Source organism: Bacillus sp. 1A, assembly GCF_052682215.1.
In genome coordinates this window covers 4,705,910-4,729,913 of record NZ_JBQYLZ010000001.1, presented here as the reverse complement: position 1 = coordinate 4,729,913, position 24,004 = coordinate 4,705,910, and the positions used below count along the sequence as shown (strand labels likewise).

Below are 24,004 nucleotides of genomic sequence, written 5' to 3'. Positions count from 1 at the left end.
CTGCTTTATAAAGCAGTCTTTTTCTATGTGTAAAGAATTACTAATTAATAAGATAGTAAGTAGTTTAATAAGAATAATAGACCGATAACACAAATGGTTTTGTTTAATTCTTTTCTTTTTCCAGTTAGAAGTTTTATTATTGGATAAAATATAAAACCAAAAGCTATACCGTCAGCTATATTGTAAGTTAGTGGGATCATAATAATTGTTAGAAAAGCAGGGAAATATTCAGAGAAATCATCAAAATCAATCTCTTTTATGCTTTTTAACATTAAACTTCCAATAATAATTAGTATAGGTGCAACGGCTCCATCTGGAATCATTTTTATAAAAGGCATAAAGAAAAATGAGATGAGAAATAGTAAGCCAACAAAAATAGAGGATAAACCAGTTTTTGCACCAGCCGCTATTCCCACAGCACTTTCTAAACCAGCTACAGTAGAACTAGTACCAAAAACCCCAGCAAAAATGTTAGACATCCCGGTTGCCTGATAAGCTCGATTGAAACGTTTATTGTCATTTTCAAAACTTTGTATGGTTCCTAGATTTTGAAATAATAGAATCATTGTTAAAGAAAAGGTAGCTGTCCAAAAGGAGGCGTTTTTTACTTGTGCAAAAGAAAAAGCATTAAACACAGCTGGGTAATGCTCATATAAAGACCCCATATTATAGGAAGGATCTAATTTTGTTATGCCACAAAGGGCTGCAACCAATGTACTAATTCCTATAACGATTAAAAATCCACCTCTGATATTATAAATAAAAAGGATTACGGCTAATGCCAGAGTAAAAATTGTAAGTAATGTATTTGCTTTAAATAGGTTATCCAATCCAATTATTGTTACAGAAGAATCTGTAATAAGTCCACCTTTCTGAAGTCCGATAAAGGTCAAAAATAGGCCAATCCCTACAGTAATAGCATTTTTTAAGGAGTGTGGAATAGAGTTGATTAAAAGTCTAGAAAAAGGTGTAAATGTAATCAGTGTGAAAATAATGCCTGATAATAATACGACGCCTAAAGCTTCCTGCCAATTTAGTCCTAAAGATTGAACAATTGTATAGGAAAAGAATATATTTTCTCCCATTCCAGGGATAATTACGAGAGGGGAATTTGCCCAAAAACCTATTATAAGGCAACCTAAAAAGCATGTTAGAGTAGTGGCTACTACAGATGCCTCTGTACTAATCCCTGCGTCCCTTAATATGGAGGCATTTACAATCACTATATAAGAAACAGTGAAGAAACTTGTTAGAGCAGCTAGTAATTCTTTTTTTATGGTTGTATTGTAGTGTGTCATATTAAAGTGAGTATAAATCCATTCTGTCATGACATAAGTCTCCTCTGTTCAAATTTTTTATACATTAACTGGATACTTCGTTTTTATTGTGACTTTCAAAGTTGAAATTGTTCTAAATCCAAAAGTATCGTTCCATTCTAGATCGTCAATAATAAGTGACTTATCTTCTATAAAAGGTTGTATGGTATTTAAAAATACTTTTAGTGATTTTCTTGTTAGATTTGCACCGGCACAGTAATGAGAACCAACTCCAAAACTTAAGATTGGAGGGGTGTTTGATCGTTTTTGGCATTCATTTGGGTTTTCATATTTACTCTGATCTCTATTTCCAGAAGAGATAAACAAAATAATTCTATCACCTTTATTAATGAGTTTATCTTCTAAAGGTATATCTTCATTAGCAACACGTGCACAATAGGGAAAAGGGCATTCCATTCTTAAAGATTCTTCAACTATATTTTCTAATGTTAGTAAACTGTAAGGGTTATTATGAGGTAATTTATCATTCTGCGTTTGTATGTAAAGATACATTAATGTTTTTACAGCACTAAGAAATGGTTCATGTCCATCTACTGTTACATTTGCGATTAGGGCTAAACTATCTTCTACTTGATCTACATTTTTCAGTATTAAATCGAATAAACCGTTTTTTTCGTATCTTTGTTGGTCACGAATTTCAGAAATAATGCTATAGGTTTTATCAATAGAGTGAACAGTTTTTTGTGAGTCTTCGAAACTAGGAACCGGAATCCAAAGGAAATCCACAGCTTTAAAAGCTTCTTGTAGAATTAATTTATAATCGTTTACATCTAGGCCCAATAAATTAGCAAGAGTGTTTTCTGTAAACGGTATAGCTATTTCATTAATAACGTCAATGAATTCATTATCTTTATTCAGAGAATTCAATACTTTGAGTGTAGAAGATTTAGCTAACTCTTCTATAATAGAGTTTGTTAAATTGATAGGTACTTGTACGTGTTTACGCAATTCCTTATGATCAGGATTATCCATATACATTAACCATCTAGAGTAAAAATTAGAGAGTTTATCTTTATACTGAACAGGTATATCTAGCTTTTCGATGAATTGTTTTTTTCGATTAGCCTTTAATCGAGAATCTTTTAATAGTTGAGTGATATTGGTGTAATCAAAAACAAGCCACGCATTGAGTTCTTTATCCCAAATAATATTTTCTGTAGCTAAGGCCGCTGTATAAAATTTATATCTATCTTCGATGATTTTTTTTATAGTACTGTTAGTCATTTCGTCACTCCTAGATTCACTTTTATTTGTAATATTAATTTTCTTGTAATTGATATTTCATATTATTGTGAGTGATCTGGTTGCTGGAAGAGAAAAGAGAAAAAATGCTTAAAAAATATATATTTATAGATATGGACCTATTTTCCAGTTATAACTAAATTATATTAAACAATAATTTTAGATATAAAACAATACTTATTTTAACGAAACATAACTAAATATAACAAAACATAACTGGATATATATTTGTTTAATCAATTCAGAATATTCTTCATTTTTTTGTTAAGATGATAATTTTTATGATTAATGAAGTGAAAATCTTTTATTAAATTGTAGGCTATCAAGGGTTGTAACTAAGAAATAAAGCTCCCAAAAGGTTTTTATCCTGAAAACAAAGAAAAAAATAATTTTGCAATTAATAGAATTGATATGATATGTTTTCTTTGTTAATAATTTGAAAAATCTACATAGTCTATTAAATTTATGTTTGATTTATTTTAAAGACATTATAGATAAGCAGAGGGGAAGGTAGATGATAGATCAGCATTGGGTAGAGTGAATAGCTGTGAGTAACTTAAAGTAAAATCACTTTGTTTATTTTTGAGTTATTATATAATCTAGGAGAAGTAAGAAGGGGAGTGCAAATTTTGAAATTTGTCTTTGATTTAGATGGTACAATTTGTTTTAAGGGAAAACCAGTTTCAGAAAAAATTCTTGCATGTTTAGATAACATTAGTAAAAATGGTCACGAAGTTATATTTGCTTCTGCAAGACCTATTCGTGACATGCTACCTGTGATACATCCGCGCTTTCACGAATATACATTGATTGGCGGAAATGGATCTTTAATTTCTCAAAACGGAAAATTAATTTATTCAAAAGAGTTCGAGAAATCGCAACTAAAAAAGGTTCTTGCTTTGATAAATGATTTTCAAGCAACTTATTTAATTGACGGTGATTGGGATTATTCATATACTGGTCCGGATAATCATTCTATACTTAATAATCTAGATCCAGCTAAACTTGCTAAATCTGTTAAGGTGACCTCTTTAAATTCGATAGTTAAGATTTTAATCCTTACAGCAAGCGACATGGAAGAACTATCGAAGAGTCTAAGTTTATTAGATGTTGTTGTGCATAAACATAGAAATGAGAATGTAATAGATATTAGTCCAAAAGGTATTCACAAATGGAATGCACTGCAGGTATTAGGTGTCAAAGAAGGGGAATATGTGGCTTTTGGAAATGATGCGAATGATATAAGTATGTTCGAACATGCTGCATATTCAGTAATGGTTGGACATCATCCAGAATTAGCGCCATTCTCTAAAGAAAGCATCCCTATGGACATAGAATACGAAATAGAGATCATAAATAGGTTAGAGAAACTTTCTGAATTATACAGCCTAAGTCATAATTAAATGTTTAAAAATCCATTAATATATTTTTAAATTATTAGATGTGGAATAATTAAATATTGTAAAATGAAAAATATCCCTTTGGATGATCAAATCCAAAGGGATATTTTCCTAACTTTATCTTAAATTAACTGTTGGATTGTTAGTACAGCTTGGTAGCCAAAGTAAATACCAAAACAGATTAAAATAAGACCTGCTGAAATGGAAATCCATTTCATTACAGTAGCGTTTACAAAGCGTCTACCAAAATGTATGGATGTAGCCATGAATAAATCCCATAGCATAATACCTGCAAAAATAGCTGTACTATACCATAGTGCTTGTTCTTTTCCAATTGTATTTATTGCACTAGTAAGAACAGAACCGTAAATTCCTATCCAAAATACAATATTTAATGGATTTGAGATTGCAATTGCAAATCCTGCTAAAAAAGATTTTAGAGGATGTTCTTTTTCGCCAGTTAAAGAATGATGTACTTGTTTAGGAGCATCCTTAATACTTTCATATCCTAAGTAAAGCATGGTAATAAAACCGAAAATCCAAATGCAAAGTTGAGCAATTGGAGTTGTTAGAAAAGTGGAAACCCCAAAATAAATGAGTAACATCATAATTACATCAGCTGACATAGCGCCTAATCCTACAAACCAAGCACTCCAAAATCCATTTTTAATGCCTTTATTTATTTGAGCCACATTGATTGGACCCACAGGAGCAGAAAGGGAAACACCTAACAATATATAACTAAAGATCATACTAATCATGTTTTTTTACACCTGTAATCGGACATCTCATTACACTTTCTTCATTTGTTTCAGGTAAAATATACTGTTTCCACTCATGTGAATTTTCAGCACCATAATCACCTATATCTGGATGCATTGAAATATTATCGTAGGCTAATAAACGTTTCCTAATAACTTTACGGACTTGTTTTCCTTGTTTGGTATCACCTGTAATATCATCTAACGTTCCGCGGGGTTGAAGGGTAATTTCAAGACCATTCTCTGTATATCTGCTTTGTCTTTCAGCATAGATAGGTGCTCGGCAAACTACAAATATAGGTTCTCCAGCAAAACAAAATTCCCATTTAGCATGGTAAGGATCTGTTGGGATTTCTGGATTCCATGGTTCAGGATCATTTTCGATTAAAAATTGTAGTACATTCCAAAATTGTTTTTTATATTCTTCTGCTAGTAATTGCTTACTTGAGGGTTTGAAGAATATCACTAGCGTAGTCCGCTTGGCAATTTGCTGATATGTCTTTATATATTCATAAATCCCATCTCTAAGCTTTAGCAGCTCTTTTTGATCATAGGCTGAGTCAATAAAAAGATATCTGGACCAACCATGTTTTTCGGAATCTACTGCAAAATAGCAAGGAAACGGTTTAGAATTATCCATAATACTTTTGTGGAAACTGTTGTAAGCGTGTATTTTCCAGTTTTCTAAGAAGTCATTGTTCTTTTCATCAAGAATTCTATTCTGATTATACAAATAAGATTTGGTTAATTGGATTACCACTGTAATCTCTCCTTCTTGTGAGTATAAAATCATTAATTGTTTTCATAAATTAAAATGTTGTTTTTGACTATATTTAAAATTTTATTGATATCCTCTGTGTGTATCTCAATTGTTAACTCAGGTACGCCTGGAGATAGTAGAAATTTATTATAATTATAGATCTTTTTATCTATAATAAGGGTAACCTCATCCTGATATCCGAAAGGGGCTACACAACCGGGGACACAGGAAGTCTTTTCAATCAACTCTTCAGCTGAACAAATTGAAACCCTCTTGCCAATTAGTTCTTTCATTGATTTTGAATCTAATTTCTCGCCTTCAATCGTAACTAGTACATAATTATGTCCGGTTTTATCTTTTAGAAATAAACTTTTACTTGGAACACCTTCTAAATTAAATCTTTTTCGTATTTCTCTATCTGTATCATAATCCAGATTGGGTTCATGCTTGTATTGTTGATAAGAAATATTAGCTTGATCTAATAGTTGCATCACATGATTATACATAATTATCCTCCTTTAAGATTTATGAAGTACATAGAAACTTTTTGTTTCAAAATTAATTTTTGTTAATGTGGCTTATGAAAAGGCACTTATAAAGTAATAGGATTTCGGTATCAAAAAATTCAATATAAGGGTTATATTGGAACCTTTTTAATATATTAAACTTTTTCATTGTAGAAAGGTATTGATAAATTTTCTTTTAAATACGGAAATTCTGAGATGATTTCATTTTCGAAAATTCAGAAAGATATTTTTGTATTGAATAAGAGAATCTGTTTTTAAAGATTAAAATGTATCATTTAATGTTTTGCATGTGGTTTTCTTAGGCTTGTTACAACAAGGATTGTTCTCTATATAATTACATATTACTCTCGGTAGGAGTATTTAGGGCTTGGTTTGCTTCTTTTTTCATTATTAACAAAACAAGTATTATACTAATAACCAGTGAACTAACTCCAACTGATATGAAAGATGAGAATTGAAAAATTTTAACGTCCCAGAACAAGCCGGACAGGTAAGCTCCTAATGCAGCACCTATACCCATGGTAAGAACTGTGTAGGTAGTTTGTCTTTGGCTAATTAAATCTTGGTCTGCATTTAAACTTAAAATGTTCATAGCACAAATGTGATATAAAGCAAAGGTAAAAGCATGCATTAACTGTGAAATTACTAATAAAGTGATGCTTCCGACAAAAAGTTCTATTAATGTCCATCTTAGAATACCTAAAATAGAACACAATAAGAGAATAGATGAAACATTCATATATTTTAGAAGCCTATGACCATAAGCGAAAGTAACAATTTCGCATATAACTGCAAAAGCAATTAATGAACCTATTGCAAAACCAGTATAATTATTTTCCAACAACTTAATAGAAAAGAATCCATAATAAGGTGCATGTGTTAATTCAAATAAGAAAAATACAGAATAAAAAAGAAAAAGTTTTCTTTCAATAAAAATACTTTTTGATTTTTTTTTCGTAACCTCAATCGGTTCAAGGCGAATTAGTAGAATAGAGGAAATTAACAACATAAACCCTAAAAATATTAATATAAACCAAAAAGATAGTGGGCCGAATTTAATAAGGGCATGACTTGCCCAAACTGAAAAGAAAATAAATCCGATGCTTCCCCACATTCTAATGGTTGAGTATCGTTTCATGTCACCATTTAATTTTGATAATGAAATTGTTTCTATGTTGGGTAAAATAGATATCCAAAAAATATTTAATAAGGAGAGTGCTATAACTATAGCCAAGCTATTTTTAACTTGAGTACCAACAAACAGAACGACTAAAAGGAGAACGCATTGTATAAGGTATATGCTTGCTAAATTTCTATTTAGTTTTGATATCATTAGGAATACATATGGTCCTAGTATTCTGGCTAGAATTGAAATGCCAAGGATTATCCCTATCTCTTTGCTACCAAAGTGTAATTGATTTAAAAAAAGGCCGGTTAGCGGAACTACAATAGCAAATGTTGCAAAGTATGAAAAGAAAGTAAAGGAACAGTACTTATCAAATGTTTTCATTTTTATCCACCTCTTTATTAAGATTGGTATTGTTATAGTAGTGATTGATCTGTATTAAGAACGTTTTTTTATTAGCTTGTAGCAACTTGTACTTGAAATTAATATATTCAGTTCTTAAGTGTATTTTATAATGCGGTTTAAATAATTTTTCTCCCAATGATTAGTGGTTTGTAAATTGGAAAAATAATATATTTAGTGATTTTCCACATGCTTGAAATAATTCTTAGTGTCTGGCGTATTTTCAACTGTAATATTTTGGAGAGAAGCCTTTTGTGTTTGTTCCTTCATAGATTAGAAAGTTATTTAATATACAAGTAAATGGTTTATGTTTATAGACTGTATTTTTAACTGAAAGGAGGTAGTAGTTCTTATAATGAAACTAGTCCAGTATAAAATTCTACAGGCTATCCAACCAATAAACTTCTTTTAAAAACATACTAATTTGAAGTTATGTTCCACATTGATTATTTCGAATTTATTGTTGGTAAATGTAAGTACGTATTAATATGAAATCAATTGTAACACCTCCTTTTTTATTATTCTGAAAATACAAAAAGAAGTATACAATACTTTTGATTTAATTGGAATATATTTCTTCGCAGATTTTAATGTATAACTAATTATAACTAAACATAATAAAAGATAACTAGATATAATTAAGTTTGAGTATTTTCAGTTTTTTTTTTCGCAAAAAATTTCTCTTATGAAATAAAATCGCATATTTCGACATGTGATGTTGTTATTTTATAAACATTTATTACATTGTTTTAAAAAAAATGAGGATCCACAATACTTTATTTGTTTAAATTGAGTGAATATTATTGTACAAATGTTTCTCAAAAATTAAATCTGAAAATATAGAAAAATTAGAATTTAAACTATAGTGAGAATGTTGTGGTATGTTCTGTTTGCGAGAATTAAATTTTGTACAAGTAATGCTTTTGGTAAAAGGAGGAGATACAAGAGTACTTTTTTGTTAGGTAATTTATTTATTGTCTTTTATTAAGAAGGGAGAAAAATTATGAAAACAATTAAATCATTTTTATTATGTGCTGTTTCTGTTTTTATGCTCGCAATTTTTACAGGATTCTCTCCTGCTCTGGCGGAAGAAAATGTTAATAAAACTGAGATAAAAGTATTTGCTGCTGCAAGTTTAAAAGATGTTTTAGAGGAAGTTACAGCTAATTATGAGAAAACTCATGGAAATGTAAAGTTTACTTTCACTTACGGTGGTTCAGGCTCACTTCAACAAATGATTGAGCAAGGTCAATCAGCAGATCTATTTATCTCCGCTGCCGAAAAAAATTTCACTCCTCTAGTTGAAAAGGGGTATATCAATCCGAGCCAAGCTATTAATTTTTTAGGGAATGAATTAGTATTGGCAACACCAATCGAAAAAAATATTGTGCATAGTTTTTCAGACTTGAACACAAATAATGTGCAAAAGATAGCTATTGGTAATCCTGCAACAGTACCTGCTGGAATGTATGCAAAACAAGTATTTGAAGGGCTGAATCTGTATGAAGTTTTAAAACCTAAATTTGTATTAGCAACTGATGTAAGACATGTATTGTCGTTGATCGAAACGAAGCAAGTTGATGCTGGGCTTGTATATAAGACAGATGCGCTCATTTCACCTCAAGTAAAAATAGTAGATACAGCAGATTCTAGTTTACATGATCCTATTATTTATCCAATGGGTGTTCTTAAAGCGACACCGTCTCCAGTTGAAACTACAGAATATTATAACTATCTTCAAACGGACCAAGTAAAAGAAGCATTTGTAAAATACGGATTTTCAGTGCTAAATCAGAAACAGGGATTAAACAAAGCAGCATAAACATAAATTGTAGATTTTGTACAAACTTAGAGTATCCACCATTAGATAAAAAATATTTAGTGGTGGATACTTTCTTGTTTTATAAATATCAAATTAAGTATTAACTATAATTAGATAAATAAAGAAGTTTTAATTCTTTTTTAGGAGCTACTTAAAATGAATTCTATGTTTGAAGTTGTCATATGTGATTTAGATGGTACTTTGCTAAACAATAATAAAGAGATTAGTAATAGGACATTAAAGACTATACAATCTTTAAATCAAATGAAAATACCTGTTATTCTCGCAACGGCAAGAGCACCAAGAGATATAGAAACATATTTAAAAGAATTAGCACTTGATACTCCTAGCATTTGTTATAATGGGGCATTAATTTTTGATAATAGAAAAAGTGAAATACTTACGTCTAATATGATTGATATTTCCATAGTGAAAAAATTATTTGAAGTATTAAGAGAAGAAAAAAGCATTGAAAATTTTTTAGCTGAAAAAAATAACGAATTTTGGGTGGATGTAATAGATAAAGATGTACAGTGTTGGATTGATGCGGGTTGTCCACCACATGCAATAGGATATCCATCTACTTTTTTAGATGACCATTTATCTAAGTTGATCGTTAGGGGAAATACCGAATTTATTATCAGAATTTTGGAAAAGCAATTCAAAGAACACTTAATTTATACATTTTCTGACTCCCGTAAAGTTTGGTTAGAAATTTTGTGTAAAAATGCAGGGAAAGCAGCGGCTGTAAAGTGGATAGCGAATCACTACAGTGTGCCACTTTCAAACATAGTGGCCTTTGGTGATGCAGAAAACGATATTGGAATGTTAGAACTAGTTGGTATGGGGGTTGCTATGGGGAACTCTGAAAAAAATGTGCAATTAAGAGCGAATTGTATTGCACCAACAAATGAAAATGATGGTGTAGCACACACTTTACGTGGGATTTTTTCTATATAAAGACTATAACTTATAAAGGGAAAGGATAGAATCTAATGACGAAAAATGGTTTGTTATATACATGCGGTAAATCAAAATCGATGTATCATGGTGAGGAAAATGATTCAATTATCATGCACTTTTTGGATAGTGTATCTTCTTATACACAAAATAAAAATGCTCGAATTATAGGAACTGGAATACTAAGATGTGAATTTTCTTCTCACATATTTGAGTTGCTCCATAAAAAAGGGGTACCTAATCATTATATATCCAATATAGGAATGGGGAGAATGAAAGTTAACAAGTTAGATATGATTAAATTGGAGATAATTCCTCGAAATATTGCAGCTGGTTCAATTGTAAGGAATTATCCTATCCAATATGGACAAGTTTTTAATCAGCCTATTTTAAAATTAGACCTCAAATATTCAAACGATCCGATGATGAATTCCGATTACATTGTTGCAATGGGCATTGCTACTAAAAGAGAAATAGAAGTTATAAGAGAGATAGCTTTTGAATTAAATGCTATTTTAAAGGGTTTTCTTTTGGAAAGAGGAGTAAAATTAGTTGATTTTAAGTTCGAAATGGGAAGAAATGCAGCAGGTGAGTTGGTAATAGGAGATGAAATTTCTCCAGATGGTATGCGTCTTTGGGATATAGAAACAAACCAATCTCTAGATAAAGATGTATTTCGTTACAACAAAGGGGACTTGGTACATGCTTATGAAGAAATATTGAAACGTATAATGCCAGTAGAGAGTATGAAATAATAAGATGAATAATGTAGATGTGAATTTTATTGAATACTCAACTGATACAGCTAGTTTTGAGTTATCTCCAGAGAGAGAACCGGTTTTATATGTAAATCCAGGTCAAGAAATCTCAATGGAAATAATGAATGCATTTTCACAAGAGACGGATAATGAAGAGGAACTAAATAATGTAATTAATAAAGGCAAACATCATCCGTTTACAGGGCCAGTTTATATCAATGGAGCATTGCCAGGAATGACAGTAGCTATAAAAATTAAAAATATTCATTTAGCAAAGCATGCATATACATGTATTTCGCGTTCTTCAGGAGTGTTGAAGGGTCAATTCACAGAACGAAATTATAAGAAAATAGAAATTAAAAATAATAGGATAGATTTTGAGGGAATTGATTTACAGGTTAGACCTAGCTTGGGAGGGATAGGACTAGCTGATCCCTTTAGAACAAGAAATGGTGCAACATGTAAATACGGAGGGAATTTAGATATCCGCTGGTTGGTTGAAGGAACAACAATTTATTTACCAGTAGCTGTCGAAGGTGGTTTATTATACGCTGGTGACTTACATGCTTTACAAGGAAATGGAGAACCCTCAGGGATTGCTTTAGAGGCATCAGGCACTTTACACATAAATGTAAATATATTTGAAAATAATATTCCTACTCCCATTTTACAGGTAGAACAAGGACTTGTAATAATTGGCTTTGGGGAGACATTTGAGGAAGCTGTTAAGATGGGCGTAGATACTTCTACAAAGATAATAGCTCAAGCAAATAATATGAATAAGGCAGATGCCTACATGTTATTGGGATGTACCTCGGACATTGTTATTGGGCACTTAACAGGGAGAATTAAAAGTGTAGGAGTGTTAATTCCATTTGAAGTTTTACGTATAGAAGATGTACTGATTAAAAAGTAAACAAAGAAGAAAATGAAAAATTATTAACATTTGATTTTATATTTTCTATGAAGAGAGGAATCACTTTGTCAGTTAATGAAGAGTTTATTACAATTGCTCTTTCAAAGGGACGCTTATTATCAGAAACCTTGCAGATTCTAAGAGCAAGTGGGATTAATATCCCCGTAGATTTAGAGAGTTCGCGTGAACTGTGTTTTGAGTTAAGTGAACAAAATTTGCGCTTTGTATTGGTAAAATCAGTAGATATTTTACTTTTTTTAGAGAAAGGGATTGCTGATTTAGGCGTTGTAGGAAGTGATTTACTATTAGAAAAGGGTGAAGGTTTTGTAGATATACTTGATCTTAAAATTGGGCAGTGTGAACTGTGTGTATGTGCAAAACCTGGAATAAATATAAGAGATGTAAAATCTGTAGCAAGTAAATATCCTGTAATTACAAAGAAATATTTTGATAAGCAATACCTTGATATAGAAGTGATACATTTAAATGGTTCGGTGGAAATTGCTCCAGTGTTGAATATGGCGGATTGTATTGTGGAAATAGTGCAGTCAGGTAAGACACTTGTTGAAAATGGATTAATAGTCTATGAAAAAATTGAAGAGATTTCAGCAAAAATAGTTAAAAGAAAAAAATCATTATATGAAAAAGAAAAACAAATTAATGACTTTTTAGCAAACCTTAATAATTATTTTTATAACATTAATGTGCCATCTAAGTTATAAAAATAACATTTTGAGAAAATAGGTGGTGTTTTGAAGTGAAAATAATAGTAATAACTGGTGCAAATCGCGGTTTGGGATACGGAATTGCAAAATCATTTGCGGAAAAAGGGCACAAGGTTATTGGATTGAATCGGACTTTGTGTAAAGAAGAATGGTTAGAAGAAATTAAATGTGATCTTTCACAAAAGATAGATATTGAAAAGTCTGTTGCCGAGATAATTAGACGATATGGAAAAATAGATATATTAATAAATAATGCAGGTATAAGAAGATTTAATAACATTTCAAAGATAACAGAACAAGATTGGCAAGACAGTATAAGTACAAATCTTTCAGCCCCATTATGGTTGATTCAGTTTACTGCCCCTATGCTAAAGCAGAGTAAAGGGCTAATCATATTCATTGGAAGCCATGCGGGTGAATACTATTTTGAGCAAGGTGTTGCATATTCAAGTACAAAATCTGCTTTGCACGCAATGGCAGAGGCAGCAATACAAGATTTAAGATACGAAGGAATACGTGTTAGTCACCTATCCTTAGGAGCAATTGCCAACAGGTCGATGGAAAATGATGAATGGAAAATGCGCCCACAAGATATAGGTCAATTGGCTGTTGCAATCTCAGAATTACCATCCAGCATAATGCCTGCTTTTGTAGAAGTTCGGCCTTCTATGCCAAATAGGTCTCCAATTTCTGGATTGGAAAGATTACAGTATATATAGGTGTATTAGTGATGATTTTCTTTTTAGCCCCATTTTGTTACACAAAAATGGGGGTTTTTGGGGTTATCTTTAGAAAAGATTACTTTACAAAAACGAATTATAGTTGAGCTGGGGATTAAAAGAGAAAACCGTCTATTGTGAATTTGAAAAAAGAATAACTATTTATTTAATATTTTTAATTAAACTATATTCCAAAACAATACCTATTATAATAGGTAGGGTTAACCAGTATTCTATGCTCTTGTTATAATAAAAACATTAAGGTGCTGTTCCTCTTTGGAGATGATGATCAACAAGGGGATTTCTTATTTTTTAAAATGTAATTGTCTGAAAAATCCTCTACTTAAGTTTAGTAATAATAATTTCAAGAAAAACTACTAGTTATGATATAAAAAATCTATTTAATTCTATTGATAATGAGGTCAGCCCTTTGAAGATATTTATATTATTTAGCATATATATCCAGAAATTAACGGATTGTTTTTTTCATTGCTTTCAAGGCCTCATGAAAGTTTTATTTTCCATGGGTAATCAACCCATGTAGGGATTTATTCGATTTAGAAAATGTAGTGGTGAAAGTAAAATCCTGTTTTGTATATGGAAAACTAGTAGTTGTTTTCTCATGAGACTATGGGGAACATAATGGAGATTTTGGAAAATAGTAATAAATTAGTGCTGATAAAATTTTCTAATGATGACAAAACAATTATACAAAATTTAGCTGGTATTAAACTGTTGTTAACTTATGATAAACACAAAAAGAGAGCGCAATGTTAATATATTATCGAGGAGTGTTTATTTTAGAAGTTTAAAATCTTAGTAGAATAAATTTAATAGGTAAAACTTTTTTGGAGGTTAATTTGTACTAAGGGTAAATAATACGAATTAGGAGTAAGTTACATGGACAAAGAGTTAAAGAAATTTTTTAAAGTTATAAAAGAATTGAGAGAGAGCAATATTATTAGATCCGACCGTTATTTAGGTGACATTGGCGAACATATTTGCCAGAAACTGTACGGTCTAGAACTAAATAAATCTGGAAGGGAGCAAGGATATGATGGGGTACTAAATCAACAAAAATATGAGGTTAAGTTCCATAATTCGTTAACAAGAACAAACATATATTTAGGAAACCCAGATATTTATGATATTCTTTTGGTTGTACTTGGTCCGGAAAGTCTACTCCGACCAAAAGGTGAAAAAGATTCCTTTCTTATTTATAAAATGGAAAGTGAATATATAAAAGAATCTTTTAAACACAAAACAGGTTTCAGTTGTGGTAAAAGGTATTTTTCAGAATCAATCCCTGATAGAACATATAACCTTCTATAAAAGAGGGGAGGATAATTTTGGGGAATTAATAGTGACAGAGAGTTATTTTTTGAAAATATGTATGCAAATTATCCAAAAAACCTTAGTCTAGAATGAGGGGTTTACTCTAAGACGGAGCGGGTAGTAGTTAACCTGCGTTGAAGTGTTAGATATAGAAGTTGGTGTTTTGGGACAAGATGGAAAATCAAAAATGAAGATTGATAAAAAATAGCCTCTCCAGGTACTATATCTATAAGTGGTTATTTTATTTTACTGAAAAGGTGTGATATGTATGTTTCCTGAGTATAACCCTGAAAATCCTGAATTGTTAGAATCTATCGTGTGTTTCACTGATATATTAGGTTTTTCGAATGAGTTTACTACTTTAAGGGAGAATTCTTTATGAGAGCTATAAGTATTAAATGCCGATAACAAATACTATTTAAAAGCTGTAAATCTATAGTCTCTTGAAGATATCTTTTTAATAGCAACCGTGGCTAACTACTTATTCATGAGTAAATCTACAACATATTTACTAAGCGATTAATTCTCACCATATATAAGAATTTTTCCATCGTAATCATCTGGAAATAGAAAAAACGCTATCCTTTCTATAAGATTTTTTAGAGTTTTATGGAGAAGAATTATTAATTCTTATGAATTCAACAATCACAGATAGTGCGAACTGTTGGCTTATCAAATTAATTAGAACTCATTATACTTCGTTTCATCCTATCCGACATATATTACTTACTATTTTTTTGGGTAAATCCGTGAAAAATCTAACTGAAAATAATGAGGGGAAAATTAATCTTTTTGGCGAAGGACCATATATTTGTTTGAATAAAGCAGCAGAACATTATAATACTCGTATTATAGAAACAGTCGAAATAAAAAAATTTAAAGATAAAATAAAAGGAATTTTCGAATGTAATTGTGGATTTAGTTATTCTAAATTGGTGCCGGATCATATTTCCGATGAAAAAATGTATTGGGAAATTGAAAAATATGGAAAGGTTTGGAGGAATAAGCTATTTGAACTAAGATATGTTGAAAAACTACCAATAGCTAAGATAGCGAGAATATTAGGTACATACGATGCTAAAGTATACTATCATTTAAGAAATAAATTGTGTCTTGAGGATAGACAAGAAGAATTAAAGCATCAAAATAGAAGGAAATATTTGGATTTAAAAGAAAAACATCCTGATTTTTTAATCACTCATCTAAAAAGAATTGATACGAATGTAATCGCCTGGCTGTATAAAAATGACAAAAAATGGATAATGAAAAATAAGCCAAATGTTAAATATAGACGTGGTAACAATTCTAAAACTTATAGAGAAGTGAATTGGCTGGAAAAAGATCTAGAATATTTACATAAATCAAGAGGCATTTTAGATAAATTATACCAGATTGAGCCTCCAATACATGTTACTAAAAATCGTGTAGCAAAAGAGTTAGGTATTAAGGGGTTTACAGGATATGAAAAGAAAACACCTAAAACTGTACAGTATTTACAGATGCATACTGAAGATAGAGAAGGTTATCAGTTGCGAAAAATTAAATATATTATCCCTATATTGATTAATAAAGGAGAAAAAATTATTAAAAATAACATACGAAGTTATGGATCCGTTAAATGTTTCGAGTTTAAAAACCCTGAAATGCAGAAAGAATTTATTGGATTAAGAGAGAAGTATAATTTTTAATATATGTATAGTGTGCAACTATCTTGTTTTAATAAATGTCTTGATTAATTATGGAGGCAATTAAGGGATAACCTTGTTGTAGCTATCTGTAAATTGAAATTGAAAAATAGGGGGTTATATACCTTATGAAATATAACTATCTTGAAACAAAACACTTGTTTCTATAACTTTTTTTGTTACTATTAATAATGAGCAAAAATAAAGTATTAGGGGAAATAAAATGAAAAAAATTGATCATATTGGAATCGCAGTTCGTGATATAGATAGTACGATACGTTTTTATGAACAGGTTCTCTCAGGGGAATTAATAGATCATTACGTAAGTGAAGCACCAGGTGTGGAAAGTGAAGTCGCTATTATAGAAGTGGATGGAGATAGAATTGAATTACTTGCACCGACGAATAATAAGACATCTCCAATTGCCCGATTTATAAAACAAAAAGGTAAAGGTGTTCATCACGTTGCGTATCGTGTCGATGATTTAGATGTGGCTCTAGAAGATTTAAAAGAACAAGGTATTCGGACATTAGAGCACACACTTCGGATTAATAAGCACGGTAGAAGATTAATATATCTTAACCCAGCGGATACAGAGGGAACAATCATTGAGTATTGTGATTATCCAGAAGAGAAGTAAAGAAATTTTATGATTGAAGAAGGGTATTACGTAATAACGTAATGCCTTTTTTATTTATGTATTTCACACTTTCTTCACAAATAATTCACGATAACCTTTCTTCTTTAGGAACTTACATAAATATATTTTATGATATAATAACAATCGACTTTAAAAATGTAAGTTGTATCTGTGAAGGTAGTTACTATCATATTAGAAGTTTAGAGGTGAAAGAGAAATAAAGAGTTTTACTGTATAGAAGTTTATATTTAATCAGGTTAATATTTATTCAAGTAATCGACTTGGTAAGTAGATGTAATGAAAATAGAGCGATGAGGAAGAAAGAAGTGAAATGAGTGTGAAAGTAATGAGAAGGTTAGGGGCATGGTTATTAATTGTATGTATGCTTATTATATCGATACCGAAAAGCGCATCTGCTCATGCGTACGTTGTGAAATCAAACCCTGCTGAAAATGAAACGTTGAAGAAAGCACCATCTGTAGTGAAAATTGAATTTGATGAGGATATACAAGTTTCGCATTTTAATACATTGTTTGTAAGAGATACCTCAGGTACAAGAGTAGATTTAAAAGATGCTCATATTGATAAAGAAAATAAAAAATTATTAGAAGCAGGGTTAAAAGAAAATTTAAAAAACGGACTCTACTCTATTCAGTGGAAAGTGATTTCTGCTGATGGGCATCCCATTCAAGGAGTGATTCCGTTCCGAATTGGGTCAGCAGAAGCGGGAGCAGACGATATACAAGTAGAAGAGATGGGGTATGTCCCGAAAATAGATATGATTATGGAACGTGGAGTTTTATATACAAGTTTCTCACTATTTATAGGAGTGCTATTCTTTAATCTTATTATGTATAAAGGGAATGCAACCTCGGTTCGATCAAGGAGTAAGAATGTAATATGGATCTCATTATTGGGTATATTGATTAGCTTATTATTCAATCTGCCATTGCAAGCGAAAATAAATGCTGATGTTTCATGGTTAGAAGCATTCGATCCATTACTATTAAAAGAAACATTACAGCTTTCTGTTTTTGGATATGTATGGATTACTCAAATGGTTCTTATTAGTTCGCTTATAATTGTTACTTATTTTGCGATGAAGTGTGAGAAGCTGTCGTCGTTTAAAGTATGGAGCATTCCAATACTATTGTTTATCGGGATACTTGTTATGAAAGCCTTTAATAGTCATGCATTTGGTTTAAAGTTTAAAGAGATTGCGGTCGTTATGGACTTTCTACATTTATTCGCAGCTTCGTTATGGGTCGGAGGTCTATCATCCATTATTCTTCTTTTACGTAAAGAGGAAGACAAGTGGAATATGTATTGGGATATGATTAAGCGTTTTTCACCGTGGGCAACAGGTGCTGTCATCGTGATTTTAATAACAGGTCTTTTTAACAGTACATTCTTTATACCAACAATTCATTCGTTATTTGATACGAAGTATGGTTTAGCTTTATTAGCGAAGATACTTTTATTCATTTTCATGGGGATATTGGGAATTGTTCATTATGTGAAAGGGAAAATGAGAGCGGAGCAAGGATTAGGCGCTACGGTGAAAGTAGAGTTTATCATAGGAATTATCATCTTTGTCATCGTAGCTTTTATGACAAACGTACAAACACCACCGATGCCTCCTACTGGACCTTTTACAGAGAGTAAGCAACTAGATAATGGGTATGAACTTACTTTACATGTAAGTCCTAATAAAGTAGGACAAAATACATTCCATATTACTTTAAAGGATGAGAACGGACAACCTGTTACCGATATGGAGCAAATTATTTTAACTACGCAATCATTGGATATGAACATGGGAAAAGGTTCATTTAAAGTTTCGGCCGTTTCACCAGGAGAATATGAAGCGGAAGGTATGTATATTAACATGACAGGAAACTGGAATATACAAGTGCATGGATTAACAAAATCTCTTGATAGCTTTGATGCGGATTATAAATTTATAGTAGGCGGCAGATAAAGAGAAGGTATAAATAAAAAGGAGTTAATAGAAAATGAAACGTATAAAAAAAATTGGCACAACAATGATCGCAACAATTATTGCAATGGGAATTTTTTCGTTACCTGTTAGTGCGCACGTCACTGTGAAACCAGAAGCTTCGGACGTTAATTCTTGGGAGACTTACACGATAAAAGTACCAGTTGAAAAGAATGTAGCAACGACAAAAGTTACATTGAAAATACCGTCTGGAGTGGAATTCCAACAGTATGAACCAGTACCAGGATGGAAAGTGGAAGAGCAAAAAGATAATGCTGGAAAAGTGAAAACTGTAGTATGGGAAGCAACAGGAGAAGGGATTTTACCTGGCCAGTTCCAGCGATTTACTTTCGTCGCTAAAAATCCGGATAAAGAACAAAAAATAGCTTGGGATGCATATCAACAATATAAAGACGGAGAAATTGTTGAATGGACAGGCGATGAAAAAGCTGAAAAACCACATTCACTTACTACAATTGCAAAAGGTACGTCATTAACAGGAGAACATGGTGAAGTGTCTAGTGTAGAACAGAATGAAGGTACTAGTAATATGCAAGTAATAGCGATTGTCTTATCTATTTTGGCGATTGTATCGTCGGCAGGTGCGTGTGTTTTTGTAGTACGCCGTAAAAGGTAAGTAAGATTGAAAGGTCTCATCGAAAATAATGAGACCTTTTTTATTAGGTCTATGGATTAGAAAGAATGAAGATAGTGGTACTATTATAGCCACTCTATAATGAAATTTATTGATGTATGGAAATCAATTGACGATTATTAAGTCTTCCGGCAGGATATCATGTTCGAGCCAGTTTTCAATTAAAGTATTAAATAGTATGGGATTTGCTAAAGAGATTCCATGACCAATTTTAGGAATGATAATACCTGTGCAATTCGTATTATTTTCAAGGATTTCAGTCATTGAGTCTTTCATAATTCTTTTTTCTTTGTTTCCAACAGTTACTAATATATTACTATTAGCATCCTTGAAACCTTCTGGTATTGTAAACGACATATTTTCTTCTAATATCCTTACAAATGTATTTTTATTTATTTGACAACTGTCATGATAATAGTTATCAAAATGTGTTTCATCTATGTACATTGATGTTGCTTGTATTTTGGAAAATGTCTTACTCTTTATTAGGAAGTAGGTTAAGCTAAGGGAGCTTATTAATGTTTTAGCGAAAGGGATTGGTTTAACTAATGCGCTATTGATCATAGCATATTGAATTAAGTTTGGCTTCATGCTGAGCATGGAAATTAATACTTGAGCGCCTAATGAAAACCCAATTACTATAACAGTTTGACCCTGACTTTTTTCTTCAATTAGGTCTATGATTTTTTCAGCACTAAAGTTTATTGAGAAAGGATCTTTACTTTTATTTTTTCCTTGCTCAAGTAAATCAGGAACAAGGCAGTGATAGTTAGTAAAATGTTTAATTTGTTTGTCCCACATCCAACCACTGACTCCACCCCCATGAATAAAAACCATAAGTGGTGAGCTTGAATCTCCAAATTCTTTATACTGTAAAACCATATAATGCCCCCTTATGATTAGAATTGTTAGTCCATCCATATATAGTAGAGGTAATATTCTTACTACTTAAGTATCATCATACAATAAAAAGAAAAAAATTCCTTTTAATAAAACTCTCTGTAACTGAACTGTACTGATAAAAGGGTGAAAAAGAGCCTACAAACAGCAGGCTCTTTTTCATTTTTATTTCACTTCAACCTGCTGCCTTACAGCAAGTGTTTTCGGCTTTATATTTACGAAACAAATACTCACCACAATAAATAATAGTCCGATGAATAAGCTAATAGTAATGGCCTCATGTAAGAAAATTGAACTTACAATAATAGCGATTAAAGGAATAAGAAATGTATAAGCCCCAACTTTACTTGCTTCACCAGCTCCAACAAGAGTAAAGTATGCAAGCCATCCCATTGCAATAACAAAGAATGAAATAAAGAGAAGTACGCTAACAAATGGTATACTCCAAGCGATACTAGACCAGCTTTCAAACTCTGAACCAAATCCAATTAAGCAAAGTCCACCAATAATGAGCTGAAGTGTTACCATCCAAATGGAATTAACGCGGTGCCCAGTCTTCTTAATAAATACTGTTCCAAGTGCCCAGCCAATAGCGCATCCTATCGCGAGAAGGATTCCAAAAATAGAAATATGTCCAGTTAAACTACTAGAGCTAATGACACCTACGCCAATAAATCCAAGAACAAGCCCAAAAATTTTTAAGCCGTACATAGATTCTTCAAGCCAAATCCATGAGAAAATGCCCAGTAAAACAGGTTGTAGAAATACAATGGCTGAAAATAACCCAGCGGGCATATATTGAAGGCCTACAGTTTGTAATCCGTAAAATATAATGATGTTAAGTAAAGAAGAAATAACGTATAAATGCCAAGTTTCTTTTAAGTGTAACTCTTTGTATTTCGGTAATGCGAAAAGGAGTAAAATGAATCCTCCAATTAAAGTTCGAACGCCTGCAAATAAAACGGGTGGTGTATAATGCAGGGCAAACTTAGATAAAGGCCAATTGATTCCCCACATGAAAACGAGAAAGGTAAGGATTATGGCCGTCTTAGTTCGAGAAAGCTGTGTCACGGTAAGACCTCCTTGTTGTTATTCATTTCACTATGATATGATATCGACTGTAATAAATAAAATGAATCTTTTTTATAAGGAGTATAAGTGATTAGTTATGACCATTACACAACTGCAAGTATTAATAAAAACTGTTGAGTTAGGTAGTTTTACGAAGGCTGCTCGGGTGTTAAATATGACGCAGCCAGCTGTAAGTCATGCGATTTCAAGTATTGAGTCAGAGTTAGGAGTTACGATTCTTATACGTGATAAAAGAAAAGGGCTAATCGTTACGGATGTAGGAAACAGAATTCTTGTGCATATTAGAGAGATTTTGAACGGTGTAGAGAAGATTGAACAAGAAGTTGCGATGGAGAAAGGACACGAAGTTGGGACGATTCGAATTGGGAGTTTTCCGAGTGCTTCTGCACATTTCTTACCCAAAATGATAAATCTTTTTAAGGAGAAGTATCCGAACTTAGAAGTCGTTCTTTGTGAAGGAACGATTAAAGAAGTTGAAGATTGGTTAGTATCGAGGGTTGTTGATATAGGAATTGTTATTTTGCCTAATAAAGAGATGGAGATTGTCCCATTAACGAAGGGGAAAATGGTTGCTATCTTAAGAGATGATCATCCTCTTTGTAAGAAGGACTCTATTGCAATTAGTGATTTAGAGAATGAACCGATCATATTATGTAAGGGTGGATACGAACCACCCATTATTGATATGTTTAAACAAGCAAACGTACCACTTCGGGCTGAGTATGTAATATCGACCGTTACTACAGCTTTAAATATGATTCAAGAAGGGTTAGGTATTGCAATATTAGCTCAATTATCTTTAACGAATTTACCACAGAATGTGCAAACGAGAGAATTGGAACCACAAGTATGGAGAGAAATTGCTTTAGCTGTTCCTTCATTAAAGGATTCCTCAATCGCTGTGCAGCTATTTATTGAAGAATTTCAAGCGCTATTTACAGAATAAAAAGAGGTGTCTCATATATCATAATGGGACACTTTTTAATTTGCTTATAAAAAATCTATGAAAAGGATTGACTTATCTTTTCGTTGTAACTATAATGATTACATCGAGGTGGTGATCACAATGAAAATTAGTAGCCGCTTTTCTATAGCTGTTCATATTTTATCTATTTTGAAAAACAATCCATCTTCACTTTGTACTTCAGACTATATAGCTGAAAGTGTAAACACAAATCCAGTAGTCATTCGTAAAATGATGTCGTACTTGAAACAAGCTGGTTTTGTATATGTAAATCGCGGTCCAGGTGGTGCGGGATTATTAAAGGATTTACATGAAATCACATTGTTAGATGTATACCATGCAGTAAATGTAGTCGAAGAAGACAAACTATTTCATATGCACGAGCAACCAAATCCAGATTGTCCAATTGGAGCAAATATTCAAGCAGTGTTAGAAGTTATATTAATACAAGCGCAATCCGCGATGGAAGAAATTTTGAGAAATATTACGATGGGGCATTTGTTTGAAACTTTGCAAGAAAAAATGAATGCTTAAATCATATTTATATTTTTTTATTATTAATGTAACTAATTTGATTACAACTATAAAGGTAAGGTGTAAAAGTATGACTGTAAAAATGAAAGTATACTCAGATTTTATATGTCCATTTTGTTTTTTAGCAAAAGGTCCATTAGATGAAGTAGCGAAAGAGAAAGATGTAGAAATTGAATGGATGCCATTTGAATTACGTCCAAGTCCATATTCAAAAATAGATCCATGGAATGAGCCAGAAAAATTAGGCTCATGGGATGCTTTTATTCTTCCAACTGCGAAGAAGTTAGGAATCGATATGCGTTTGCCGCGTGTTTCACCGCATCCATATACACATTTAGCTTTCGAAGGATGTCAATTTGCGAAAGAACGTGGACTAGGAAATGAGTATCATCACCGCGTATTCACAGCATTTTTCCAAGAAGAGCAAAACATTGAAGATATTGATGTTTTAACAAAATTAGCGGTAGAAGTAGGTCTTCCTGAAGCTGAATTTAAAGATGCTTTAGTAACTCGTAAATATAAAGAAAAGCATCAAGAAGCAATTCAGCATGCATATGATGAAGCAAATATTATGGCTGTTCCAACTGTCATGATTGGAGATGAAGTCATTCAAGGGCTTGCTAGTAAAGAAACGCTACAAAGAGTCATCGATAAAGAAATTGAAAAGGATAAAACAAATTCATTTGAAGGTATGCAATGTAATACAGATGGATATTGCTAATTCGCTTGTTATGAAATAACAAAA

General features: G+C 31.8%; 22 protein-coding genes and 1 pseudogene. 15 read left to right on the top strand and 8 right to left on the bottom strand.

From position 1 onward, the window contains the following. Positions 1-44 precede the first annotated feature (44 nt). Together ACUN0F_RS24190 and ACUN0F_RS24185 are read right to left on the bottom strand one after the other, a co-directional pair. Positions 45-1,328: an NCS2 family permease gene (locus ACUN0F_RS24190; RefSeq protein ID WP_445540319.1), complete on the bottom strand. Its 1,284-nt coding sequence runs from the start codon at positions 1,326-1,328 to the stop codon at positions 45-47. Positions 1,329-1,355: 27 nt separating this feature from the next. Then, entirely contained in the window at positions 1,356-2,561 is a 1,206-nt protein-coding gene (locus ACUN0F_RS24185; protein WP_445540318.1) for a cytochrome P450, read from the bottom strand. A 647-nt stretch (positions 2,562-3,208) separates the two neighbouring features. Between ACUN0F_RS24185 and ACUN0F_RS24180 the strand changes: the two genes are divergently transcribed. Further along, entirely contained in the window at positions 3,209-3,982 is a 774-nt protein-coding gene (locus ACUN0F_RS24180; RefSeq protein WP_445540317.1) for an HAD-IIB family hydrolase, read from the top strand. A gap of 119 nt (positions 3,983-4,101) precedes the next feature. Here ACUN0F_RS24180 and ACUN0F_RS24175 read toward each other — a convergent pair whose 3' ends face one another. The 4 genes from ACUN0F_RS24175 to ACUN0F_RS24160 all read right to left on the bottom strand — a co-directional run bounded on the left by ACUN0F_RS24175 (position 4,102) and on the right by ACUN0F_RS24160 (position 7,537). Beyond that, the gene (locus ACUN0F_RS24175; protein ID WP_445540316.1) at positions 4,102-4,740 is read right to left on the bottom strand and encodes a LysE family translocator; all 639 of its coding nucleotides are present in this window, start codon (positions 4,738-4,740) and stop codon (positions 4,102-4,104) included. Then, entirely contained in the window at positions 4,733-5,500 is a 768-nt protein-coding gene (locus ACUN0F_RS24170) for a YqcI/YcgG family protein (RefSeq protein ID WP_000236657.1), read from the bottom strand. The genes ACUN0F_RS24175 and ACUN0F_RS24170 overlap by 8 nt, the downstream gene beginning before the upstream one ends. Before the next feature lie 32 nt (positions 5,501-5,532). Continuing rightward, positions 5,533-6,006, bottom strand: coding sequence for a YbaK/EbsC family protein (locus ACUN0F_RS24165; protein ID WP_445540315.1), 474 nt, complete (start codon positions 6,004-6,006; stop codon positions 5,533-5,535). A gap of 355 nt (positions 6,007-6,361) precedes the next feature. After that, complete coding sequence (locus ACUN0F_RS24160) at positions 6,362-7,537, bottom strand: MFS transporter (RefSeq protein WP_445540314.1); 1,176 nt, start codon at positions 7,535-7,537, stop codon at positions 6,362-6,364. Between the two features lie 1,021 nt (positions 7,538-8,558). On the opposite strand from ACUN0F_RS24160, the gene modA reads away from it, so the two are divergent. From modA to ACUN0F_RS24105, 11 genes and pseudogenes are all read left to right on the top strand, one after another. Then, a complete protein-coding gene (gene modA / locus ACUN0F_RS24155; protein WP_000849077.1) occupies positions 8,559-9,377 on the top strand; it encodes a molybdate ABC transporter substrate-binding protein in 819 nt (272 codons plus the stop codon). Positions 9,378-9,533: 156 nt separating this feature from the next. Then, entirely contained in the window at positions 9,534-10,337 is an 804-nt protein-coding gene (locus ACUN0F_RS24150; RefSeq protein WP_445540313.1) for a Cof-type HAD-IIB family hydrolase, read from the top strand. Between the two features lie 35 nt (positions 10,338-10,372). Then, positions 10,373-11,092 carry a phosphoribosylaminoimidazolesuccinocarboxamide synthase gene (locus tag ACUN0F_RS24145; protein ID WP_000164571.1) on the top strand — a complete coding sequence of 240 codons (720 nt, stop codon included), beginning with the start codon at positions 10,373-10,375 and terminating at the stop codon, positions 11,090-11,092. A 4-nt stretch (positions 11,093-11,096) separates the two neighbouring features. Continuing rightward, positions 11,097-12,011, top strand: coding sequence for an acetamidase/formamidase family protein (locus ACUN0F_RS24140; protein WP_001066710.1), 915 nt, complete (start codon positions 11,097-11,099; stop codon positions 12,009-12,011). Positions 12,012-12,076: 65 nt separating this feature from the next. After that, complete coding sequence (hisG, locus tag ACUN0F_RS24135; protein WP_445540312.1) at positions 12,077-12,733, top strand: ATP phosphoribosyltransferase; 657 nt, start codon at positions 12,077-12,079, stop codon at positions 12,731-12,733. Positions 12,734-12,768: 35 nt separating this feature from the next. Beyond that, entirely contained in the window at positions 12,769-13,455 is a 687-nt protein-coding gene (locus tag ACUN0F_RS24130; protein ID WP_000692393.1) for an SDR family NAD(P)-dependent oxidoreductase, read from the top strand. A gap of 900 nt (positions 13,456-14,355) precedes the next feature. Further along, the gene (locus ACUN0F_RS24125) at positions 14,356-14,787 is read left to right on the top strand and encodes a hypothetical protein (protein WP_445540311.1); all 432 of its coding nucleotides are present in this window, start codon (positions 14,356-14,358) and stop codon (positions 14,785-14,787) included. 611 nt (positions 14,788-15,398) lie between these two features. Further along, a pseudogene (locus ACUN0F_RS24120) lies at positions 15,399-16,478 on the top strand (TnsD family Tn7-like transposition protein); the annotation flags it as partial. Positions 16,479-16,698: 220 nt separating this feature from the next. Further along, positions 16,699-17,115 carry a VOC family protein gene (locus tag ACUN0F_RS24115; protein WP_445540310.1) on the top strand — a complete coding sequence of 139 codons (417 nt, stop codon included), beginning with the start codon at positions 16,699-16,701 and terminating at the stop codon, positions 17,113-17,115. Between the two features lie 331 nt (positions 17,116-17,446). Continuing rightward, the gene (locus tag ACUN0F_RS24110) at positions 17,447-19,096 is read left to right on the top strand and encodes a copper resistance CopC/CopD family protein (RefSeq protein WP_445540309.1); all 1,650 of its coding nucleotides are present in this window, start codon (positions 17,447-17,449) and stop codon (positions 19,094-19,096) included. A gap of 34 nt (positions 19,097-19,130) precedes the next feature. Next, positions 19,131-19,751, top strand: a complete 621-nt coding sequence (locus tag ACUN0F_RS24105) for a YcnI family copper-binding membrane protein (protein WP_046955032.1) — start codon at positions 19,131-19,133, stop codon at positions 19,749-19,751. A 123-nt stretch (positions 19,752-19,874) separates the two neighbouring features. Here ACUN0F_RS24105 and ACUN0F_RS24100 read toward each other — a convergent pair whose 3' ends face one another. Continuing rightward, positions 19,875-20,651 carry an alpha/beta fold hydrolase gene (locus ACUN0F_RS24100; protein ID WP_264461225.1) on the bottom strand — a complete coding sequence of 259 codons (777 nt, stop codon included), beginning with the start codon at positions 20,649-20,651 and terminating at the stop codon, positions 19,875-19,877. 183 nt (positions 20,652-20,834) lie between these two features. Next, positions 20,835-21,740, bottom strand: a complete 906-nt coding sequence (locus tag ACUN0F_RS24095; protein ID WP_046959133.1) for a DMT family transporter — start codon at positions 21,738-21,740, stop codon at positions 20,835-20,837. A gap of 97 nt (positions 21,741-21,837) precedes the next feature. On the opposite strand from ACUN0F_RS24095, the gene ACUN0F_RS24090 reads away from it, so the two are divergent. From ACUN0F_RS24090 to ACUN0F_RS24080, 3 genes are all read left to right on the top strand, one after another. Further along, positions 21,838-22,707, top strand: coding sequence for a LysR family transcriptional regulator (locus ACUN0F_RS24090; protein WP_000156766.1), 870 nt, complete (start codon positions 21,838-21,840; stop codon positions 22,705-22,707). 120 nt (positions 22,708-22,827) lie between these two features. After that, positions 22,828-23,259, top strand: a complete 432-nt coding sequence (locus tag ACUN0F_RS24085; protein WP_000704068.1) for an Rrf2 family transcriptional regulator — start codon at positions 22,828-22,830, stop codon at positions 23,257-23,259. A 70-nt stretch (positions 23,260-23,329) separates the two neighbouring features. After that, on the top strand, positions 23,330-23,980 hold the full coding sequence (locus tag ACUN0F_RS24080) for a DsbA family oxidoreductase (RefSeq protein WP_000216675.1): 651 nt from the start codon (positions 23,330-23,332) through the stop codon (positions 23,978-23,980). Positions 23,981-24,004 lie beyond the last annotated feature (24 nt).